We start from the raw sequence: 19,317 nt of genomic DNA, 5'->3' as shown, positions 1-19,317 counted from the left end.
CTGTGATATAACACCGGGCTGTTTCTCCTACAACTGGACGAGCCTATGAAAGCCAAGGCTGATGTACCTTTCGTGCCGCTTAATATTGCGGTGCTGACTGTCAGTGATACCCGAACCCTGGAAACCGACACCTCAGGCCAAGTCTTCGTCGACCGCTTGGCAGCCGCCGGTCACTATCTGGCGGAGCGGGTTCTGCTTAAAGATGACCTCTATAAAATTCGCGCGCAAGTTGCCAGCTGGATCGCCGACGATGTTGTGCAAGTTGTGCTGATCACCGGTGGCACCGGTTTTACTGGTCGCGACAGCACGCCGGAAGCCGTGGCGTGCCTGCTCGACAAGCAAGTGGATGGTTTCGGCGAGTTGTTCCGGCAGATATCTGTGGCTGATATCGGTACCTCGACCGTGCAATCCCGAGCGCTGGCCGGTCTGGCCAATGGCACGCTGGTTTGCTGCCTGCCAGGTTCGACCAATGCTGTGCGTACAGGATGGGATGGCATTCTTGGTGAGCAACTGGACGCCCGCCATCGACCATGCAATTTCGTACCTCATTTGAAACAGGCGGCACCTTGTGAATCGCGCGGGTAAAACGGGCAAAACGGGCTCGTTGATGCCGGTCGAGGTAGCGCTGGCGCGCCTGCTGGAAATGGCCGAGGCCTCGCCCATCGTCGAGCATGAGTTTTTGCCGCTGGCTCGGGTCGAGGGTCGAGTGCTGGCCGAAGATCTGGTTTCAACCCTGGATCTACCGCCCTGGCCCAATAGTGCCATGGATGGTTATGCCCTGAATCTGGCGGACTGGACGGGCACCCCACTGCCGGTCAGTCAAAAGGTATTTGCCGGACAATTTCCTGAACCCTTGCAGCCTGGAACTTGTGTGCGGATCTTCACCGGTGCACCGGTTCCAGCGGGTGCCGATTGTGTAGAAATGCAGGAAAACGCTGAGGTTCAGGCCGATGGCTGCGTGCGCTTCGTTGAACGGATGACAGTCGGGCAGAACATTCGCCCGCAAGGCCAGGAAACAACCGCAGGCGAGTTGATCCTGACGGCTGGCACCCGGCTCGGTCCTATCGAGCAAGGCCTCTGCGCGTCATTGGGTTGCGCTGGTGTGAAGGTGGTACGCAAGGTTCGAGTGGCGGTGATTTCCACCGGCGACGAATTGGTCGAGCCGGGTCAGCCGCTGGGACCTGGGCAGATATACAACAGCAATCGCGTGGTTCTGTGCAGCTGGTTACAACGTTTGGGCTGTGAAGTGATCGATGCCGGAATTCTCCCGGACGATCTGTCCTTGACTCGTGCCCGTTTGACGGATCTGCAGGATGTTGACCTGATACTTTCCACGGGTGGTGTATCGGTGGGTGAAGCTGATTTTCTCGGCATAGCCTTACGGGAAGAGGGCGAGCTGGCCCTTTGGAAGTTGGCCATCAAACCCGGGAAACCGCTGACATTCGGACATTTTCGCAATGTGCCGGTCATCGGCTTGCCGGGCAACCCGGCATCTACGTTGGTGACCTTTGCGCTGCTGGCTCGGCCTTATCTGTTGCGTCGTCAGGGTGTGCAGGGCGTCGAGCCTCTGAAATTCCCGGTGCCGGCGGGCTTTGCCTGGCCCGTTGCGGGCAATCGCCGTGAATACCTGCGAGGACGTCTCGAGCAAGGGCGAGCGATTGTCTACCGCAATCAGAGTTCCGGTGTGCTACGCAGCGCAGCCTGGGCGGACGGTCTGGTAGAGGTCCTGGAGGGCCGCACGCTGAGCGAAGGAGACCAGGTCGCATTTATTCCGCTGAGTGACCTTCTCGGCTGATCCCGTTGTGCGTGTGCAGGTGTCGGACGACTCAGCCGACACCTGCGTGTGCAATTCGGTCAGCTGCTGACCAGTGTGACAAGCTGGTCGAATCGGCTATTCGCCACCCAACCCAACAGACCCAGCACTACCGCGGTCGCGCCTGCGGAGTAGGCCAGGCGGTGTTTGATTGTTCTGACGTCACTGCGGACTTCGTCCATGTCCCGTCGAATGTATTTCAAATGGGTTTCGAGTTCGGTCACACGAGGTTCCATATGAACTTCTCCGGTGGTCTTGGCGCTGTTTTTGAAATTGGGCTTTTGATTCGCGCGACTTTCGCCGAGAGGGGCGACCGGGTTCACTGGAATTCTGGCTTCATGGCTTGGCATAAAAACATCCACTGGTTGCTTCAAATGCATGCTGGCCGACGTTTATACGGATCGAATTGTCCTGAGCCCTAGGGGCGTATCCATTCATTGCCTGCACTTCCTTGTGTTGTTGGATTGATGATTGATACCGCCAGCACACGGTGAACCAATGGCCATGCGTGGTCAATTGAGCCGATTCCTCATGTTTTGTAAGAAAAAATACCGGTTATGTAGGACGCCGCTCTCCCGGGCTTGAATTAATTAGGCCGCAGGCGGCTCTTTTGGGTGCTTCAGCGGTCAAGATGACCTAACCGATTCAATTCAGGGAGTGACGCTATGAGTGAACGCCGGGCACTGTTGATTCTGCATGGCAAGCAGGCACTCAACGATGAAGTTCGCAGCGCGGTCGAGAACAAGCGCCAACAAGGCTGGGAACTGGCTGTGCGCCTGACCTGGGAGGCGGGGGATGCCCAGCGATGGGTGGAGCAGGCACTGGCGGAGGGTTACACACAGATTATTGCGGGAGGTGGCGACGGCACGTTGCGCGACATTGCCGAAGCACTCGCGGCGCATCCGCACAAAGCCAGCCTGGTACTTTTGCCTTTGGGAACCGCCAACGACTTTTCCCGTGCCGCGGGCATTCCGCTGGATCCGGCGGAGGCCCTTGAGCTTCTGGAGGTGGCGCCGCGTGATATTGATCTGGGTCAGGTGGGCGGGCAAATTTTCCTCAACATGGCCACCGGTGGTTTCGGCAGTCAGGTCACCGCCAATACTTCAGAGGATCTGAAAAAAGTACTCGGGGGAGCGGCATATCTGTTCACTGGTTTGTCCCGATTCAGCGAACTGCATGCCGCTTACGGCGAGTTGCAAGGCCCTGATTTTCACTGGAGCGGCGAGCTGCTGGCGTTGGGCATTGGCAATGGCCGTCAGGCCGGAGGCGGGCATGTGTTGTGCCCACAAGCGCTGGCCGACGATGGACTGCTGGATATCAGCATTCTGCCGGCGCCCCAGGAGCTTGTCGGGACCTTGAAGAACCTGCTGAGCGACGGTTTCGGCATCGACAACATGTTCGTGCGAACCCGATTGCCGTGGGTCGAAATCAAAATGTCCGAAGGGCTTTACATCAATCTTGACGGTGAGCCGCTGGAAGGCGACAGCATGCGTTTCGAGGCGCGTCCGGCGGCGCTGCAGATCCATCTGCCAAAGGACTCGCCGCTATTAACCATTAAATCGTCAATCAGTCATCAAGACTGATGATCTGCTCGCGTACGGCGAACAGCACCAGGCCTGCTACGTCGTAGATTTGCAGACGCTTCATGATCTGCGAGCGGTGGGTCTCGACGGTTTTGATGCTCAGGCCCAGTCCGTTGGCGATTTCCCGAGTGGATTTGCCACGCACGATCAGGCGCAGGATCTCCAGTTGTCGCGCGGTCAGGTTGTGCGAGTCGGCGGTTTCCGGCTGCTGCTTCTGATTGCGGGTCAATGCCTGGTTGATCACGGTGTGGGCGATGGCAGGGCTCAAATAGCGCTCGTTATTGCGCAAGGCCTCCAGTGCGTGTTCGAGTTCAGTGGCTGTGGTGTCCTTCAGCAGGTAGCCATAGGCGCCGGACTCCAGCGCCTGCATGATCAACGCCGGGTCGGTGTGCATCGACAGGATCAGCACCTTGCTTTGCGGCCGCACACGCTTGAGCCGTTGCAGGGCTTCAAGGCCGCCGGTTTCTTTCATGGATATATCCAGGAGCACGATATCGGGGCTCAGTTGCTCGACCATTTCGAGCAGTTGCGAGCCGTCATTGGCTTCGCCAATCACCGCGTAACCGGGAATATCCATAACCAGAGCACGCACGCCGGCCCTGATCAGCGAGTGGTCATCCACCAGAAGTAAGTTGCAAGTCAACGCATAACCTTATTCGTACTGGCCCGCTCGAGTGCACGGGGCGCCCAGGGGAAAAGTGCTTCGATTCGAGTGCCTTTGCCCGGCTCGCTGACGACGCTCAGGGTGCCACCCAATTGCTCGATCCGTTCGGCCATCCCGGCCATGCCCCGCTGTCCTTCACGACCAGGATTGGCCGCCGGGGCAAACCCCAGACCGTCATCGCTGATCATCAGCGTCAAGCCTTTCGGCAGGCGCTGTACGCGTATCACCAGATTCTTCGCTTGCGCATGTCGCAGGATATTGGTCACTGCCTCCTGGGTGATGCGAAAGGCGGCGACGGCCATTTCTTCCGGAATGCCGTTGAGGCGTTGCTGGCAATCAAGGCTCCAGTGCACGCTGGTATTGGCCATTGTCTTGAGCAGATGCGCACGCAGGCTCGCCTCAAGACCCAGACTGGTCAACTGGCGTGGATTGAGAATGGCCGAAACGTCGCGCACCTTGTTGAGGGTTTCTTCGAGCGTGTCGCACAGCGCTGTGCATTGTTCCTGCAGGTCATCCGGCATGCGTCGCTTGAGCCACTCGCTCTGCAGTTTGGCGGCGGTCAGCAGTTGGCCTATATCGTCGTGCAACTCTCGGCTGAGGCGGTGACGTTCGTTTTCCTGGACTTCCAGGAGGCGATCAGCGAGTTCCTGCGGCTGAAATTTTATCGATTTGCGTGACAGCCGATATTGCACCCAGACGCAGGCGGTGGCTGCGATGTTCAGCAATAGCAGCCCCAGGCAAAGTTGCGCGGAAAAACCGTAGGTCAACAGGCTCCCGAGTGTGGCTGCCACACACAGAATGAGCGTGAACCGGCGTGCGTTTTCCCGGGAGGGTGGCCATGTGGAGATTGACTTGAGGCTGGCGTACATAACGGATGGAGCCAATGGATGTTCGCTGCGGGCAGACCGGCCGGTGGCTGGCGGATCTCTGTCTGAAAATGCTGTCAATTATGTTATTGATTTCAACGCGGTTCAGTAAATGTATCAGGCCGCCAACTTTGCTGGATGGCTGTCTCTGAAGTCACTGTGCCATTAACTTGAAAGCAACTAGTGGGCGGCATAATACCACTTAACATACCGTTGGTCGCGTTTGCTATATATGTCCAAAGGGTCAGGAATTACGCCATGTTGGACGCGAGTTCCATAGTGGAGAAGTCGATTAAAAGATATCGGCGTTACCTGAAGTTGTGCTCTTCAGACACAGGCAAACCCTGAGTCCGGCGAAAAATATCCGCTTGAGTCAGGCGTGATTATTTAATTCGATTTGTCGCTGGCAGGTATGAACTATTCAATAACGACATGGGCTGTGCAAGGCAACGAGTTCCTTGAACAGGCAGGCGTCCTGTCAGGCTTGTCGTTCCGCGTAGCTTGGCAGAGGCAAACGTTTGGGAGAAAGGGCTGGCTGAAATTGAGGCTGGCCGACTTGGAAGGCGAACGCTTCAATCAGCGAAATCTGCTCGCTTTCATCAAGGCTCAGCTGCCCGGTGCTCTGATCGACCAATTCAAGTTGCCAGGCCATTAACGTAAAGCAATCCTTCAAGGCATCCAGGGCTTGTTCGTGCAGGTCGACGTGGTCCTGCGCCAGATTGAGCAAGCTGTAGATGTGCAGGGAGAATTCGCAAATGGCTTCAAGCGCCAGTGCTTCAGCCCTGCTCGCGAGCTTGAGGAGGGTGCTGAGCATGCAGTCGATGGCGTCCTTGTCATTGCTGATCAACTGCAGATGGCTGAGGCATTCTTCAGACTTGGCCAGGAGCGTTTCAGCCTCGACAAGAAATTCGGGGAACCTTTGCGCCCACTCTTTACGGTCGATCGGCATGCTTATCTCCACAACGTCATGTCTGATGGGGGAATGCCATTTGTGGCGACGGTCATGGATCGTCGGGAGATCGCGCCCAGACGTGCAGGTGCACAGACTGAGGGGTTCCAGAGGGCTTGTTTCCGCTGAATTGCGATCGCACACAATAGCCTGACTCCGTTCATGCAATGAGAATGGCGTCACATTAATGGCTATTGGATATTGCGAATATCAGGTTGGGCCTGATTGTTACTAGGGGAATCCCTTAGGCGCGGGAACCTACCGTGCAAACCGAGGTCGCGCCGCAGAGAATGTAGCAGATGAAAATCACTGCGCCAGTAAAGCATGATGTTAATGTGACATCAATGCCCGATCATGGCATTTTTGACGGGGTCTGGTTTGGCAATCAAGAATCGCCATTTGCCGCCGATAACCTCACATAGTGAATTCATCAGAACAAGCCCAGGAGTCATTGATGGCCGGCATTCTCGACACGGTAGACCAACGCACGCAACTGGTGGGTGAGAATCGCCTGGAAATTCTCATGTTTCGATTGGCCGGGCGTCAGTTGTTCGCGATCAACGTGTTCAAGGTTCAGGAAGTGCTGCAACTGCCGAAGCTGACCTTGATGCCGCAGCGTCATCCGTTCGTCTGCGGCGTGGTCAATCTGCGCGGTCAGACCTTGCCAGTGATCGATCTGTCGCAGGCGATCGGCATGCGTCCATTGGTGCCGGGTCCGAACAGCACGATCATCGTCACCGAGTACAACCGCTCGGTACAGGCCTTCCTCGTCGGTGGCGTGGATCGCATCGTCAACATGAACTGGGAAGCCATTCTGCCGCCGCCGACCAGCGCCGGGCGTCAGCATTATCTGACCGCGATCAGCAAGGTCGACGATCAACTGGTGGAAATCATCGACGTCGAGAAAGTCCTCGCCGAAATCGTCCCGTACAACGCCAAGGTCTCGCGTGAAAAGCTTGAAGATCCGGTACTGGAACGCGCCCGTGGCCGTGAAGTGCTGTTGGTGGACGACTCCAACGTGGCACTCTCGCAACTGCGTGACACCCTCGGTCAGCTCGGCGTGAAAATGCACATTGCCAGCGATGGCCTGAAGGCGCTGAACATGCTCAAGGCCTGGGCCGATACAGGCGTGAACATGACGGACAAGCTGCTGATGATCTTTACTGATGCGGAAATGCCGGAAATGGACGGCTATCGCCTGACCACCGAAATCCGCAACGACCCGCGTCTGCGTGGTCTGTACGTGGTGCTGCACACCTCGCTGTCCGGCAGTTTCAACGACTCGATGGTGAAGAAGGTCGGTTGCGACAACTTCCTCTCCAAGTTTCAGCCGGACAAACTGGTCGACGTGGTGCGCCAGCGCCTGATGCTCGACGAAGTCCCGGCCTGACCATCACCCCCCACAGGGGATTTGCTTTGCACAAAACACTGGCTTTGATTCGCGGATAAAGCTCGTATAGGGTGGCGTTTTTATCCTCCAGGGAGCTGGCCATGCTGCGTCTGAGCGCGCTTTATCGTTACCCGTTGAAATCCGGCAAAGTCGATGTGCTAAAAAGTGTCGACCTCGACAAGCTGGGGCTTGATGGCGACCGACGCTGGATGCTCGTGGACGAAGCGAGCGGCCGCTTCCTGACCCAGCGCGCCGAAGCGAAGATGAGTCAGTTGTCGGCGCTGTGGAATGCGCAGGGTGGTCTGACCTTGAGCGCACCTGAACACTCTCCCATCGACATCGCCTTGCCGGGCAATGACGCCGAACTGCGTGGTGTGACGATCTGGCGTGACACTTTGCGCGTGCCGGATGCCGGTGAAGAAGCAGCGCGCTGGGTCAGTGATTTCATCGGCAAGCCGACCCGTCTGGTGCAGGTGCCGCTGGATCGCGCTCGCACCACGCAAGCTGGCTATGGCTACGAAGATGATCAGGTCGCGTTCGCCGACGGATTTCCTCTGCTGTTGATCGGCGAGGCGTCCCTGCAGGATCTCTCGGACAGAGTCGGGCGCCCGCTGGAAATGTTGCGCTTCCGGCCGAACCTGGTGATCGAGGGCGGCGAGGCATACGCCGAGGACGGCTGGAAGCGGATTCGCATCGGCGATGTCGAGTTCCGCGTGGTCAAGCCGTGCTCGCGCTGCATTCTCACCACTATCGACCCGCAAACCGGTGAGCGCAGTGCTGATCGTGAGCCGCTGGCAACCTTGCAGAAATATCGCGCTCAAGCCGACGGCGCGATGTTCGGCCAGAATCTGGTGAATGACAGCAATGGTCGGCTTGAAGTCGGGATGCCAGTGGAGATTCTCGAATAAGCCGTCACTGCAACGAAAAATGCCCGCGTCCTTGGACACGGGCATTTTTTTTGGTGAGTGAAACCGCTGCTTTAGCCGCGGTATTCGCACAGGTAAGCGGTGTCGACCGCCACCTTCAACTGGAACTTGCTGTTGGCCGGAACGTTGAACTGGCTGCCAGCGGCGAAGGTTTCCCAGTCGCTGCTGTCAGGCAGTTTGACGGTCAGTGCGCCAGACACCACGTGCATGATTTCACGCTGAGCGGTGCCGAATTCGTATTCGCCCGGGGCCATGACGCCGATGGTCGCCGGACCTTCAGCGGTGCCAAAGGCGATCGACTTGACGGTGCCGTCGAAGTACTCGTTGACTTTAAACATGGGCGATTCCTCAAAAGGGGCTGAAAAAGGGAGGCGGCCAGTATGCACAAGGCGTTCAACGCCGTCACCTGCCCGGCGTCTGTCCAGTGAGTTCTCGAATTGACCCTAGAGTGGCAATACCAGTGGCAACAGTCGCGCGGTGTTGCGCGCGTCCTCCAGCGCCCGATGCTGTTGACCGCTGAACTGCATGCCGGCCAATTGCAGTGCGCCGTTAAGGCCCAGCGGCCGTTCGAGGCGCCGAGCCTTGGCGAAGCGTTGTTTGAGGTTCATGTGCGGCACTTTGCTCAAGCCACTGTCGATTTGCAGACGCTGCCACTCCTGCAACAATTGCTTGCGGTCGTAATCACCCCAACTGGCCCAGCCCTCGAGACGTGATTGATGCTGGGCGAGCCAGCGTTCGAACGCCGGCCAGACTTCGGTCAGCACTTGCGCCGAGTCGATATTGGCCTGAGTGATGTGCGTCAGTTCACGACAAAAAGGCGTCAGCAACGGCCGCCGTGTCGGTTTGACGAAGCGCTGGAAGTGATCCTGCTCGCGCCCGGCGCGATCGACCAACGTGGCGCCGATCTCGATAATTTCCATTTCGGTGACCGGCCAGCCACCCTCGTCGGTAGTGGCTTCCAGATCTATGACCAGCCAGTGGGGCATCGCAGGGTTCCTGATTTCCGCGTTCTGATAACTCAGAGCGTAGTCAAAACCCGCATGGGTGTGTGGGTGACTACTCGACCTGCAACAGAACCTGACGATTTTTTACCTGATCGCCGACCTTGACCTGCACCCGCTTGAGCACGCCGTCGATGCCGGCCTTGAGCGGATGCTCCATTTTCATTGCCTCCAGTACCACCAGCAACTGACCTTTGCTGACCGGGCTGCCTTCACTGACCAATACGTCGACGATGGCGCCGTCCATCGGTGCTTTCAAGGTGCCGGAACTGACGCTGGTCTGACTGTCGATCACGGCGTGAGTTCGATCCTCCAGGCACAAGCTTCCGGGATGGGTGAACAACCAGACATGCTCGCCATTCAGGTGGTAGGCGTGGCGCTGGCGTAGACCGTCGATTTCCAGTGTCAGTGAATGCGCGTCACGGTCGATGAGTTTCAATTCAATCGTGCGTTCGCCTATCTGTACGTTGAACGGGCCTTGCGCTTGCGCGAGAAGTTGCACTGTCCAGTTCTGATCGTCGAGGCCGAGGCGATAATGCAGTGGCACGCTGGCGTTGTTGCGCCAGCCGGTGAGCGGCGCGCGGTGGGAGAGGGCGCTGGCCTGATAGAAAAGCAGCGCTGCAATGGCCAGTTCCTCGGCACCGGGAACGTAGCGATGCAGGCATTGGTGATCGCTGAAGTGCTGCGTAATGAACGCGGTACTGAATTCGCCACTGATGAACTGCGGATGTTGCAACAGGCTGGCCAGCAAGCGCTGATTGCTTTGCACGCCCAATAACACCGTGTCCTGTACCGCGCGCAACAATTTGCGCCGAGCCTCTTCGCGAGTGGCGCCGAAAGCGATCAGTTTGCCGAGCATCGGGTCGTAGAACGGGCTGATCGATTGTCCTTCCAGCAAGCCATGATCGATTCGCGCGCCGTGCTGTTGCGCTGGTGCCCACGCCTCGACCCGGCCTGTTTGCGGGAGGAAATCCTCTGCTGGATCTTCGGCGTAGAGGCGCACCTCCATTGCATGCCCGTTGAGTTGGACCTGATCCTGAGTCAGCGGCAATGGCTGACCTTCGGCAACCAATATTTGCCACGCCACCAGATCCAGACCAGTGATCAGTTCGGTCACCGGGTGTTCGACCTGCAGGCGCGTGTTCATCTCCAGAAAGTAGAACTGCCCACGTGCGTCGAGCAGAAACTCCACGGTGCCGGCACCGACGTAATTCACCGCACGCCCGGCTTTCAGCGCGGCTTCACCCATGGCCTGGCGCAGTTCGGCGGTCATCACCGGGCAAGGCGCCTCTTCGATGACTTTCTGGTGGCGACGCTGGATCGAACAGTCGCGTTCGCCGAGATAGATCAGGTTGCCGTGCTGATCGCCGAACAATTGCACTTCGACATGCCGCGGTTCGATCAATGCCTGTTCGAGGATCAATTCGTCGCTGCCGAAACCGTTCAATGCTTCGGAACGCGCGGTGCGCAGTTGCGCGGGCAAATCAGCGGCGTTGTGCAGCAGACGCATGCCGCGTCCACCTCCGCCGGCACTGGCCTTGATCATCAGTGGATAGCCGATGCGCTCGGCTTCACGCAGCAGGGTGGCGTCATCCTGTTCGGCACCTTGATAACCGGCGATGCAGGGCACGCCGGCTTCGAGCATGGCGATTTTCGACAGACGTTTGCTGCCCATCAATTCGATGGCTTCGGCGCTGGGACCGATGAACGTCAAACCAGCCTGTTCGCAGGCGCGGGCGAAATCGGCGTTTTCCGAGAGAAAGCCGTAGCCGGGGTGAATGGCGTCGGCGCCGCTGCGATGGGCGGCGTCGAGGATCGCCGGAATGTTCAGGTACGACTGCTGCACAGGGGACGGGCCGATGTGAACGGCTTGATCGGCCATTTTTACGTGCAGGGCATCGGCGTCGGCATCGCTGAAGACGGCGACGGTGCGATAGCCCAAGGCTTGGGCGGTGCGCTGGATGCGGCAGGCGATTTCACCGCGGTTGGCGATCAGGATTTTGTGGATGGCGGGCATGGGCTATTTCCTCAGAAGTTGCGTCGCAGGTGCTGGCCTCTTCGCGAGCAAGCTCGCTCCCACAGGGGATTTATGAACGATACAAATCCAATGTGGGAGCGAGCTTGCTCGCGAAGCTTTTAAGAGGCCCACCGAGGTTTGCGTTTCTGCATGAATGCCATGGTTCCCTCCACACCTTCGTCGCCTGTCACCGCTTCGCTAAACCACTGCGCCGCGTCATCAAGCAATTCACTCGAAGGCTGCCCGGCACTGGCCAACAGCAATTTCTTGGTCATGGCATTCGCCTCCGGCGCGCAACACAGCACATGTTGCAGCACCTCATCCAGCCGCTCGGCGAGCGCCTGCGCATCCTGCTCGACAAAATGCACCAGCCCCAGACGGCGCGCCTGGTGCCCATCGAAACGTGCGGCGGTCAGTGCCAACCGACGGGTTTCGGTGAGGCCGATGCGCTGCACCACAAATGGCGCAATCTGCGCCGGCAGCAAGCCGAGGCTGGTTTCCGGTAAACCGAATTGCGCTTGATGATCGGCAATCGCGATGTCGCTGATACACGCCAGCCCCAAACCGCCGCCGAGCACCGCGCCTTGCAGCACCGTGATCAGCACTTGCGGCGCGTGCTGCGCTTCTTCCAGCAGGGCGCCGAATGCCCGGTTCAGAACGCGATAAGCCTCGGTGCCTTGAGCGCGAGCGCTGGCCATGTCCTTGATATCGCCACCGGCACAGAAATGCCCACCGGCACCGCTGAGCACCAACGCCCGAACAGTACGGTCATCGCGCACAGCCGCCAGCACCGCGCGCAGTTCGCTGACCATCTGCAGGCTCATTGCATTGCGGCTTTCCGGCCGATGGAGGGTGATGTGCAGCACGCCGCCATGCAGTTCCAGCAGCAGCGTCTGGCATTGCGGCAGGCTGCTCATTTCTTTTTCCCCGGGAGGATGCCCATCAGTTTGCAGATGATTCCCAGCATGATTTCGTCGGCGCCGCCGCCAATCGAGACCAGCCGTACATCGCGATAGGCACGGGCCACCGGGTTGTCCCACATGAAACCCATGCCGCCCCAATATTGCAGGCAGCTGTCGCTGACTTCGCGGCCGAGGCGCCCGGCCTTGAGCTTGGCCATCGACGCCAGCCGCGTGACGTCCTGGCCTTTCACGTACTGCTCGGTGGCCTGGTAAACCAATGCGCGCAGGCATTCGATTTCGGTCTGCAATTCAGCGAGGCGAAAGTGGATCACCTGATTGTCGATCAGCGCATTGCCGAAGGTCTTGCGCTCCTTGCAGTAGTCGATGGTGCTGTCGACGCAGTACTCCAGGCCTTTGATCATGTTCGCCGCACCGAACAGACGTTCTTCCTGAAATTGCAGCATCTGCATCATGAACCCGGCGCCTTCGTGGCCGATGCGGTTGCGCTGCGGTACGCGCACGTTGTCGAAAAACACCTGCGCGGTTTCCGAGCTGCGCATGCCGAGCTTGTCCAGGTGCGAGCTGAGGCTGATCCCCGGCGTGTTCATCGGCACCATGATCAGCGACTTGTTGATGTGCGGCTTGTCGTCCGAGGTGTTGGCCAGCAGGCAGATGAAGTCGGCACTCGGCGAGTTGGTGATCCACATCTTGCTGCCGTTGATCACGTAGTCGTCGCCATCCTTGCGTGCGGTGGTTTTCAGCCCGGCGACATCCGAGCCGGCACCGACTTCAGAGACGCCGATGCAGCCGACCTGCTCGCCGCTGATCGCCGGACGCAGGAACTCTTCACGCAATTCATCGGAACCGAAGCGGGCGAGGGCGGGGGTGCACATGTCGGTCTGCACGCCGATCGACATCGGAATGCCGCCGCAATGAATGGTGCCGAACTCTTCGGCCGCGACAATCGAATAGCTGTAGTCCAGACCCATGCCGCCGAATTTCTCCGGTTTGGAAATCCCCAGCAAACCGAGGTCGCCGGCCTTGCGGAAAATCTCGTGGATGGGAAAGCGGCCGGCCTTTTCCCATTCTTCGACGTGCGGATTGATCTCGTGCTCGACGAACTGGCGGACGGTACGACGCAGGGCTTCGTGTTCCGGGGTGAAGATCATTGTTCTTGTTCTCCGTAGAATCCGTGGCGGTCAGAAGCGGCTGACGCCGAAGCTGTTGGGTTGCAACGTGCGAATCTCGGCCTCGTGGCAGATATCCAGCAAGTAGCCGAGCAGGGTGCGCGTGTCGCGTGGATCGATCAGCCCGTCATCCCACAGATTGGCGCTGCCGTAGAGCGCGGTGGACTGGCTGTCGAGTTTTTGCGCGGTGACCTGTTCGAGCATGTCGAGCATTTTCGGGTCTGGCGTCAGGCCGTCCTTCAACTGCTTGGCTTCGGTAACGATGCGCAAGACTTTGCCGGCCTGCGCGCCGCCCATCACCGCCGTGCGGCTGTTCGGCCAGGCGAAGATGAAGCGCGGATCGAGGCCGCGCCCGCACATCGCATAGTTGCCCGCGCCATAAGAGCCGCCGACGACGATGGTCAGTTTAGGCACCCGCGCATTGGCCACCGCTTGAATCAGTTTCGACCCGTGTTTGATCACGCCTTGCTGTTCCGATTCGGTGCCGACCATGAAGCCGGTGGTGTTGTGGAAAAACAGCAGCGGCGTCTGGCTCTGATCGCACAACTGAATGAACTGTGCAGCCTTGCTTGCACCGTTCGGGGTGATCGGGCCGTTGTTGCCGATAAAACCGCAGGCGCGGCCCTGGATCTTCAATTGGCCGCAGATGGTTTGTTGATCGAACTCGCCCTTGAATTCGAGAAAGCAGGATTCGTCGGCGATGCGCGCGATGATTTCGCGTACGTCATAAGGCTTTTTCGGATCGTCGGGGATCAACCCCAGCAGTTCTTCGATTGGGTAGAGCGGCTCTTTGTATTGCGGCTCCGGCAGCCATGGCAGTTGCTCGTTCCATGGCAGCATGCGGAGGATTTCACGCACCAGACGCACGCCGTCGGCATCGTTTTCAGCGAGGTATTCAGCCGTGCCGGCGACCTGTGCGTGCATCTCGGCGCCACCGAGTTCTTCGTCGGTGGCGACTTCACCGGTGGCCGCTTTGAGCAATGGGGGACCGGCGAGAAACAGCTTGGCCTTGCCGCGCACCACCACCACGTAATCCGACAACCCCGGTTGATAAGCACCGCCCGCCGTGGCTGAGCCATGTACCACGGTGATCTGCGGCAAACCCAGTGCCGACATCCGCGCCTGATTGGCAAAACTGCGCGCGCCTTCGACGAAAATCTCGGCGGCGTAATTGAGGTTGGCGCCGCCGCTTTCGGCGAGGGTGATCACCGGGAGTTTGTTTTCCTGGGCGATCTGTTGCAGGCGCAGAGACTTTTTCAAACCGCTGGGCGAGATGGTGCCGCCCTTGATCGCACTGTTATTGGCGACCACCATCGCGCGGATGCCGGACACGTAACCGATACCGGCAATCAACCCGCCACCGGCCGCGCTGCCGTCCTTGTCGTCGTGCAATTTGTAGCCGGCAAGGCTGGCCAGTTCGAGAAACGGCGCGCCAGGATCGAGCAACAGGTTCAGGCGTTCGCGCGGCAGCAGTTGCCCGCGTTTGTCGAATTTGGCTTTGGCTTCGGCGGCCTTGTTCAGCAGGTTTTGTTCCAGTTGCTGTACGTGTTCAATGGCCGCGAGCATCGCCGTACGATTGCGGGCAAATGCTTCGCTGTGCGGGTCGAGTTGGGAGTGGATCTGCGGCATGGCTTACTCCTTGTCCTTCAGGACATCGGGAAGGTACGCCCGGTGGAAACCATTGAACGACTCGCTGTGAGTGGCTTTGTGCAACGGCCATGCACGGCTGCCGAGGCTGGCCGCGCCGTCGATTTTCAAGGTGCTGCCACTGATGAACGCCGCCGCCGGGCTGAGCAGAAACACGATGGCGGCGCTGACTTCCGATTCGGTGCCAATACGCTTGAGCGGTACATGTTCACGCAGGGTTGGAATTACCGCTTTGAACGCGCCTTCGTATGTGTCCATGCCGCTGGAGGCAATCCAGCCCGGCGCCACCGCGTTGACCCGCACGCCGGCATAGCCCCATTCGAACGCGGCGGTCTTGGTGAAGTTGTCCATGCCCGAGCGCGCCGCGCCCGAGTGGCCCATGCCGGGCATGCCGCCCCACATGTCGGCGAGCATGTTGACGATGTTGCCGCCGTGTTTGCTCATCGACTGGTTGAACACTTCCCGCGCCATCAGAAATCCGCCGACCAGATTGGTGCGCAGTACTGTTTCGAAACCTTTCTGATTGATCGAGGCCAGCGGCGACGGGTATTGGCCGCCAGCATTGTTGACCAGGCCGTGAATCGGCCCGTGTTCGGCAATCAGTTCTTTCACCAATTGCTTCACCGCTTCTTCATCACGGATATCGCAGGCTTTCCAATGTGCACGGCCACCGTCCTCGGCGATTTCACTGGCAACCTTTTGCAGTTTCTCCGGCTTGCGCCCGACCAGCAGCACATTGGCGCCGAGGGCTGCCAGTTCATGCGCGGTGCAGCGACCGATGCCGCTGCCGCCACCAGTGACGATAATGCTCTGGCCGCTGAACAGACCGGCGGTGAAAATCGACGCGTAAGCCATGCAAACCCTCCTCTAGTCGAGCTGTTCGGCGATGCTTTGTGGCACCGGGATCTGGATTTCCAACAGTTGCTGGGCGAAGGCTTTGCCTTGCGGGTCGATGCGCAGACTGGCCACGCCACCACCGCCGAGTGCGTTTTCCAAAAGAAAATTCAGGCTGTGGGTGCCGGGCAGGTACCAGCGCTCGACCCGGCCGTGGATCGGATCGAGCACATGACTCATCCAGTCGACCATCACCGCCGGGGTCAGCGCTTCGGCGATCCACGGCAGGTATTCGGGTTTGCGAGGCATGACGCCGATGTTGCTGTGATTACCCTTGTCTCCGGAGCGCGCGACGGCCAGTTTCACCAGCGCCACACTGGCATCGGCGCGACCCTGAGGTTTCGGCGGTTGCTGGGCAATCGGCAAATCTTCGCTGTCGAGCGCGACCAATGAGGGCAGGGCGCAAGGATGACGTTCACCCGCCAGATCAATGTGCAAGGTGCAGGCGCTTTTTTCGATCAGGAACGAAAACAGCCGGATCACCGGGTACACCGTCGGCCGCCCACCGACGATGCCGGTCAGGCCTGGTGCCATGCCGGTGGCGGCCTGGGCGATTTCCCGGGAGAACAGCACCAGTGCCTGTTTATTCGGGTGGCGCACGGCGAGTTTGATGACCACTTCACGGTTGTCGCGACGTCGGCCGTGGGGGCCGTAGGTGGCTTCGCTGCCGAGCAGCTCAATGTTGGTTTCGCTGTAGGGGCCCCAGCCGCGCAGGCTGAACATCTCGGCAGTCTTGGCGATGATTGCCTGACTGACGCGCTGCGCCTTTTCTACCGCATCAATGCCAGCGATCAGGCAAGTGGCGGTGCAGCGAAAACCGTCCGGATACGTAGCGCTGACCTTGTATTTAGCATTGGCCGGCAGGCCTTTGGCGCCGTGCACGTGCACCGCGTTTTTGCCTTGTTGCTGAAGTTTGACTTGAGTGAAATCGCAGACCACGTCGGGCAACAGATAGGCCTGCGGATCGCCGATTTCGTACAACATCTGCTCGCCGACGGTCAGCGGTGTGACCAGTCCACCGGAACCTTCGGGTTTGCTGACGATGAATTGGCTGTCAGCGCTGACCTCAACGATCGGAAAACCGATGTGTTCGTAATCCGGCACTTCACGCCAATCGGTGAAATTGCCACCGGTGCATTGTGCGCCGCATTCGATGATGTGCCCGGCCAGCGCGGCCTGGGCGAGTTTGTCGTAGTCGTGCCACGACCAGCCGAATTCATGCACCAGCGCGGCGCTGACCACGGCGCTGTCGACCACCCGTCCGGTGATGACGATATCGGCGCCCAGTCGTAGTGCTTCGACAATGCCCGGTGCGCCGAGGTAGGCGTTGGTCGACACGCACATCGGCGGCAGCGGGGCGCCGCTGAACATTTCGCTGATGCCGCTGAGGTGTTTTAGTTGTGGTTGCAGATCATCGCCGAGCAGTACGGCGATTTTCAGGTCGATGCCGGCCTTGTCGCAGGCCGCTTGCAAGGCGTTGGCGCAGGCCTGCGGATTGACTCCACCGGCATTGCTGATCACGCGGATGTTCTGCTCGGCCAACTGCGGCAGCAGGGGGGTGAGGATTTCGATGAAGTCGCCGGCGAAGCCCGCCTGCGGGTCCTTCATGCGTGCGCCGGCCATGATCGACAGGGTGATCTCGGCGAGGTAGTCGAACACCAGATAATCCAGATTGCCGCCCTCCACCAGTTGCGCGGCGGCGGTGGACGTATCTCCCCAGAATGCGCTGGCGCATCCGATGCGAACGGTGGTGGGCATTTTTATCTCCGACTCAGCAACCTGCGACAGAAGTGTCTGGAGGCTACCAAGCAAGCGCTTGGTTTGTAAACAGTTGAAACTATCTTCTGCCCAAGCGCTTGCTTGGTCGTCGTTGGCGGCTTAAATTGCGCGCAACCCTGCGGTTTCAGGGGGCAACAGACTGATCGACTGTAGGAGAGAACGGGTGGACGAGCAAAAAGCCCTGAGGGTCATGCGCGAATTGGTCGATCAAGGCCATTTGACCGACCCGGACAGCGCCCGCGGCAAACTGCTGCAAGTGGCGGCTCACCTGTTCCGTAACAAAGGTTATGAACGCACCACGGTGCGCGATCTGGCCGGCGCAGTCGGCATCCAGTCCGGGAGTATTTTTCATCACTTCAAAAGCAAGGATGAAATTCTCCGCGCGGTCATGGAAGAAACCATCCGCTACAACACTGCATTGATGCGCGCCGCACTGGCCGATGCCAACAATGTGCGTGAGCGTGTGTTGGCGCTGATCCGTTGCGAATTGCAATCGATCATGGGCGGCAGCGGCGAGGCGATGGCCGTGCTGGTCTACGAGTGGCGCTCCTTGTCCGAAGATGGCCAGGCCAAGGTGCTCGCCTTGCGCGATGTCTACGAAGACATCTGGCTGCAAGTGCTGGGTGAAGCGAAGGACGCCGGATTTATCCGCGGTGATGTATTTATTACTCGACGTTTCCTCACCGGTGCACTGTCCTGGACCACCACCTGGTTCCGTGCAGGTGGCAGTTTGAGCCTCGATCAGTTGGCGGATGAGGCGCTGATTCTGGTCCTCGAAGAGCGTTGAGCGACTTTCTATCCTGCCGGGAAACTGGCTAACTGGGCGAAACCGCCTAGCTTGAATGCATTGATCGGTATTTTTTCGGGGAGTGGGGTGTTTTGAAGTCTTTGCCAATCCGGACGGCCGCGGGGCTGATGCTCGCAGCGCTGGCTGCATCATGGGTATTGCCCGTTCAGGCAGCGCAACTGGTTCGGGTGGGCGCGGCGCATTTTCCGCCCTACACCATTCGTCCGGAAAACGGTGCCGATACAGGCCTCTTGCCGCAACTGGTCGAGGCCCTTAATCGCCTGCAAAGCGACTATCAGTTTGTCCTGGTGCCGACCTCTATTCCGCGGCGTTTCGGGGATTTCAAGCAGGGCCGGATCGACATGGCGATTTTCGAGAACCCCGATTGGGGCTGGAAGGAAATTCCCCATACGGATGTCGACATGGGCCTTGAGGACGCGGAGATTTTCGTTGCACAACGTGAAGTCGGTCGTCAGCAGAACTATTTTGCCGACCTGACCGGCAAGCGTCTGGCGCTATTCAGCGGTTATCACTACGAATTCGCCAACTTCAATGCCGACCCCAAATTTCTCGCGCAGAATTTCAACGCCACGCTGACCTATTCCCATGACAGCAACCTGCTGATGGTGCTGCGTTCGCGTGCGGATATTGCCCTGGTGACGCGCTCCTACCTCAGCGATTACCTGCTGCGCAACGAGAAGGTGCGCGACGAGTTGCTGGTGTCGCAACGCATCGATCAGGTTTATCACCATTACGCCATTCTTCGCCCGACTGCGCCGATCACTGGTGAGGCGTTCGGCAAGATGCTGCAAGGTTTGCGCGACAACGGCCAGATGCTGAAAATTTTCGATCCGTACAAGATTGCAGTGGTGCCGGTGCTTCACCGCTGAGGCACTGATTTGTGCACCAAGC

Annotated in this window: 19 protein-coding genes and 2 pseudogenes; 7 read left to right on the top strand and 14 right to left on the bottom strand. The window is 59.0% G+C overall.

Annotated features, from left to right (window positions below; all coding sequences use genetic code 11):
* The first annotated feature begins 45 nt into the window (after positions 1–45).
* Positions 46–585 carry a molybdenum cofactor biosynthesis protein B gene (gene moaB / locus GTU76_RS08420; RefSeq protein ID WP_016985466.1) on the top strand — a complete coding sequence of 180 codons (540 nt, stop codon included), beginning with the start codon at positions 46–48 and terminating at the stop codon, positions 583–585.
* Positions 569–1,795 (top strand): molybdopterin molybdotransferase MoeA, encoded by a 1,227-nt coding sequence (locus GTU76_RS08415; RefSeq protein ID WP_016985465.1) that lies wholly within the window; start codon positions 569–571, stop codon positions 1,793–1,795. The genes moaB and GTU76_RS08415 overlap by 17 nt, the downstream gene beginning before the upstream one ends.
* A 59-nt stretch (positions 1,796–1,854) precedes the next feature.
* Here the strand turns inward: GTU76_RS08415 and GTU76_RS08410 are convergent, their stop codons facing one another.
* The gene (locus GTU76_RS08410; protein WP_016985464.1) at positions 1,855–2,163 is read right to left on the bottom strand and encodes a hypothetical protein; all 309 of its coding nucleotides are present in this window, start codon (positions 2,161–2,163) and stop codon (positions 1,855–1,857) included.
* A 315-nt stretch (positions 2,164–2,478) separates the two neighbouring features.
* Here GTU76_RS08410 and yegS point away from each other — a divergent pair, with 315 nt between their 5' ends.
* Entirely contained in the window at positions 2,479–3,396 is a 918-nt protein-coding gene (yegS, locus tag GTU76_RS08405; RefSeq protein WP_180698423.1) for a lipid kinase YegS, read from the top strand.
* On the opposite strand, the gene GTU76_RS08400 is transcribed toward yegS, so the two are convergent.
* The 3 genes from GTU76_RS08400 to GTU76_RS08390 form a co-directional block, all read right to left on the bottom strand.
* The gene (locus GTU76_RS08400) at positions 3,380–4,039 is read right to left on the bottom strand and encodes a response regulator (RefSeq protein WP_016985462.1); all 660 of its coding nucleotides are present in this window, start codon (positions 4,037–4,039) and stop codon (positions 3,380–3,382) included. The two genes, yegS and GTU76_RS08400, sit on opposite strands and share 17 nt — an antisense overlap.
* On the bottom strand, positions 4,036–4,929 hold the full coding sequence (locus GTU76_RS08395; protein WP_016985461.1) for a sensor histidine kinase: 894 nt from the start codon (positions 4,927–4,929) through the stop codon (positions 4,036–4,038). Before GTU76_RS08395 ends, GTU76_RS08400 begins: the two co-directional genes overlap by 4 nt.
* A gap of 475 nt (positions 4,930–5,404) precedes the next feature.
* The gene (locus tag GTU76_RS08390; protein ID WP_016985460.1) at positions 5,405–5,875 is read right to left on the bottom strand and encodes a hypothetical protein; all 471 of its coding nucleotides are present in this window, start codon (positions 5,873–5,875) and stop codon (positions 5,405–5,407) included.
* A gap of 454 nt (positions 5,876–6,329) precedes the next feature.
* Between GTU76_RS08390 and GTU76_RS08385 the strand changes: the two genes are divergently transcribed.
* Both GTU76_RS08385 and GTU76_RS08380 read left to right on the top strand, forming a co-directional pair.
* The gene (locus GTU76_RS08385; RefSeq protein WP_007908676.1) at positions 6,330–7,265 is read left to right on the top strand and encodes a chemotaxis protein CheV; all 936 of its coding nucleotides are present in this window, start codon (positions 6,330–6,332) and stop codon (positions 7,263–7,265) included.
* Positions 7,266–7,366: 101 nt separating this feature from the next.
* On the top strand, positions 7,367–8,173 hold the full coding sequence (locus GTU76_RS08380) for an MOSC domain-containing protein (RefSeq protein ID WP_016985459.1): 807 nt from the start codon (positions 7,367–7,369) through the stop codon (positions 8,171–8,173).
* A 71-nt stretch (positions 8,174–8,244) separates the two neighbouring features.
* Here GTU76_RS08380 and ppnP read toward each other — a convergent pair whose 3' ends face one another.
* The 10 genes and pseudogenes from ppnP to GTU76_RS08340 form a co-directional block, all read right to left on the bottom strand.
* Entirely contained in the window at positions 8,245–8,529 is a 285-nt protein-coding gene (gene ppnP / locus GTU76_RS08375; protein WP_003226701.1) for a pyrimidine/purine nucleoside phosphorylase, read from the bottom strand.
* Positions 8,530–8,634: 105 nt separating this feature from the next.
* Positions 8,635–9,177 (bottom strand): 3'-5' exonuclease, encoded by a 543-nt coding sequence (locus GTU76_RS08370; RefSeq protein ID WP_175553635.1) that lies wholly within the window; start codon positions 9,175–9,177, stop codon positions 8,635–8,637.
* 70 nt (positions 9,178–9,247) lie between these two features.
* Positions 9,248–9,487, bottom strand: a complete 240-nt coding sequence (locus GTU76_RS30525; protein ID WP_484573302.1) for a biotin/lipoyl-containing protein — start codon at positions 9,485–9,487, stop codon at positions 9,248–9,250.
* Between the two features lie 72 nt (positions 9,488–9,559).
* Positions 9,560–9,769: pseudogene (locus tag GTU76_RS30710) on the bottom strand (3-methylcrotonyl-CoA carboxylase); the annotation flags it as partial.
* Positions 9,742–11,209 (bottom strand): annotated as a pseudogene (locus tag GTU76_RS08365) (acetyl-CoA carboxylase biotin carboxylase subunit); the annotation flags it as partial. The pseudogenes GTU76_RS08365 and GTU76_RS30710, both read right to left, overlap by 28 nt.
* A gap of 119 nt (positions 11,210–11,328) precedes the next feature.
* Positions 11,329–12,126 (bottom strand): enoyl-CoA hydratase/isomerase family protein, encoded by a 798-nt coding sequence (locus tag GTU76_RS08360; RefSeq protein ID WP_180698421.1) that lies wholly within the window; start codon positions 12,124–12,126, stop codon positions 11,329–11,331.
* Positions 12,123–13,280, bottom strand: coding sequence for a citronellyl-CoA dehydrogenase (atuD, locus tag GTU76_RS08355; protein ID WP_175553637.1), 1,158 nt, complete (start codon positions 13,278–13,280; stop codon positions 12,123–12,125). Before atuD ends, GTU76_RS08360 begins: the two co-directional genes overlap by 4 nt.
* Before the next feature lie 30 nt (positions 13,281–13,310).
* Positions 13,311–14,927, bottom strand: a complete 1,617-nt coding sequence (gene atuC, locus GTU76_RS08350; protein ID WP_180698420.1) for a geranyl-CoA carboxylase subunit beta — start codon at positions 14,925–14,927, stop codon at positions 13,311–13,313.
* A gap of 3 nt (positions 14,928–14,930) precedes the next feature.
* The gene (locus GTU76_RS08345; protein WP_175553639.1) at positions 14,931–15,800 is read right to left on the bottom strand and encodes an SDR family oxidoreductase; all 870 of its coding nucleotides are present in this window, start codon (positions 15,798–15,800) and stop codon (positions 14,931–14,933) included.
* A 12-nt stretch (positions 15,801–15,812) separates the two neighbouring features.
* Positions 15,813–17,597, bottom strand: a complete 1,785-nt coding sequence (locus GTU76_RS08340; protein ID WP_180698419.1) for an acyclic terpene utilization AtuA family protein — start codon at positions 17,595–17,597, stop codon at positions 15,813–15,815.
* Between the two features lie 184 nt (positions 17,598–17,781).
* Between GTU76_RS08340 and GTU76_RS08335 the strand changes: the two genes are divergently transcribed.
* Entirely contained in the window at positions 17,782–18,405 is a 624-nt protein-coding gene (locus GTU76_RS08335; protein ID WP_180698418.1) for a TetR-type transcription factor C-terminal domain-containing protein, read from the top strand.
* 92 nt (positions 18,406–18,497) lie between these two features.
* Positions 18,498–19,295 carry a substrate-binding periplasmic protein gene (locus tag GTU76_RS08330; protein ID WP_049802137.1) on the top strand — a complete coding sequence of 266 codons (798 nt, stop codon included), beginning with the start codon at positions 18,498–18,500 and terminating at the stop codon, positions 19,293–19,295.
* The last annotated feature ends 22 nt before the right edge of the window (positions 19,296–19,317 follow it).

This window comes from Pseudomonas crudilactis, assembly GCF_013433315.1.
Lineage (GTDB): Bacteria > Pseudomonadota > Gammaproteobacteria > Pseudomonadales > Pseudomonadaceae > Aquipseudomonas > Aquipseudomonas crudilactis.
Note: the sequence above shows the minus strand (reverse complement) of the source record. Positions and strands in the feature narration are given on the sequence as shown.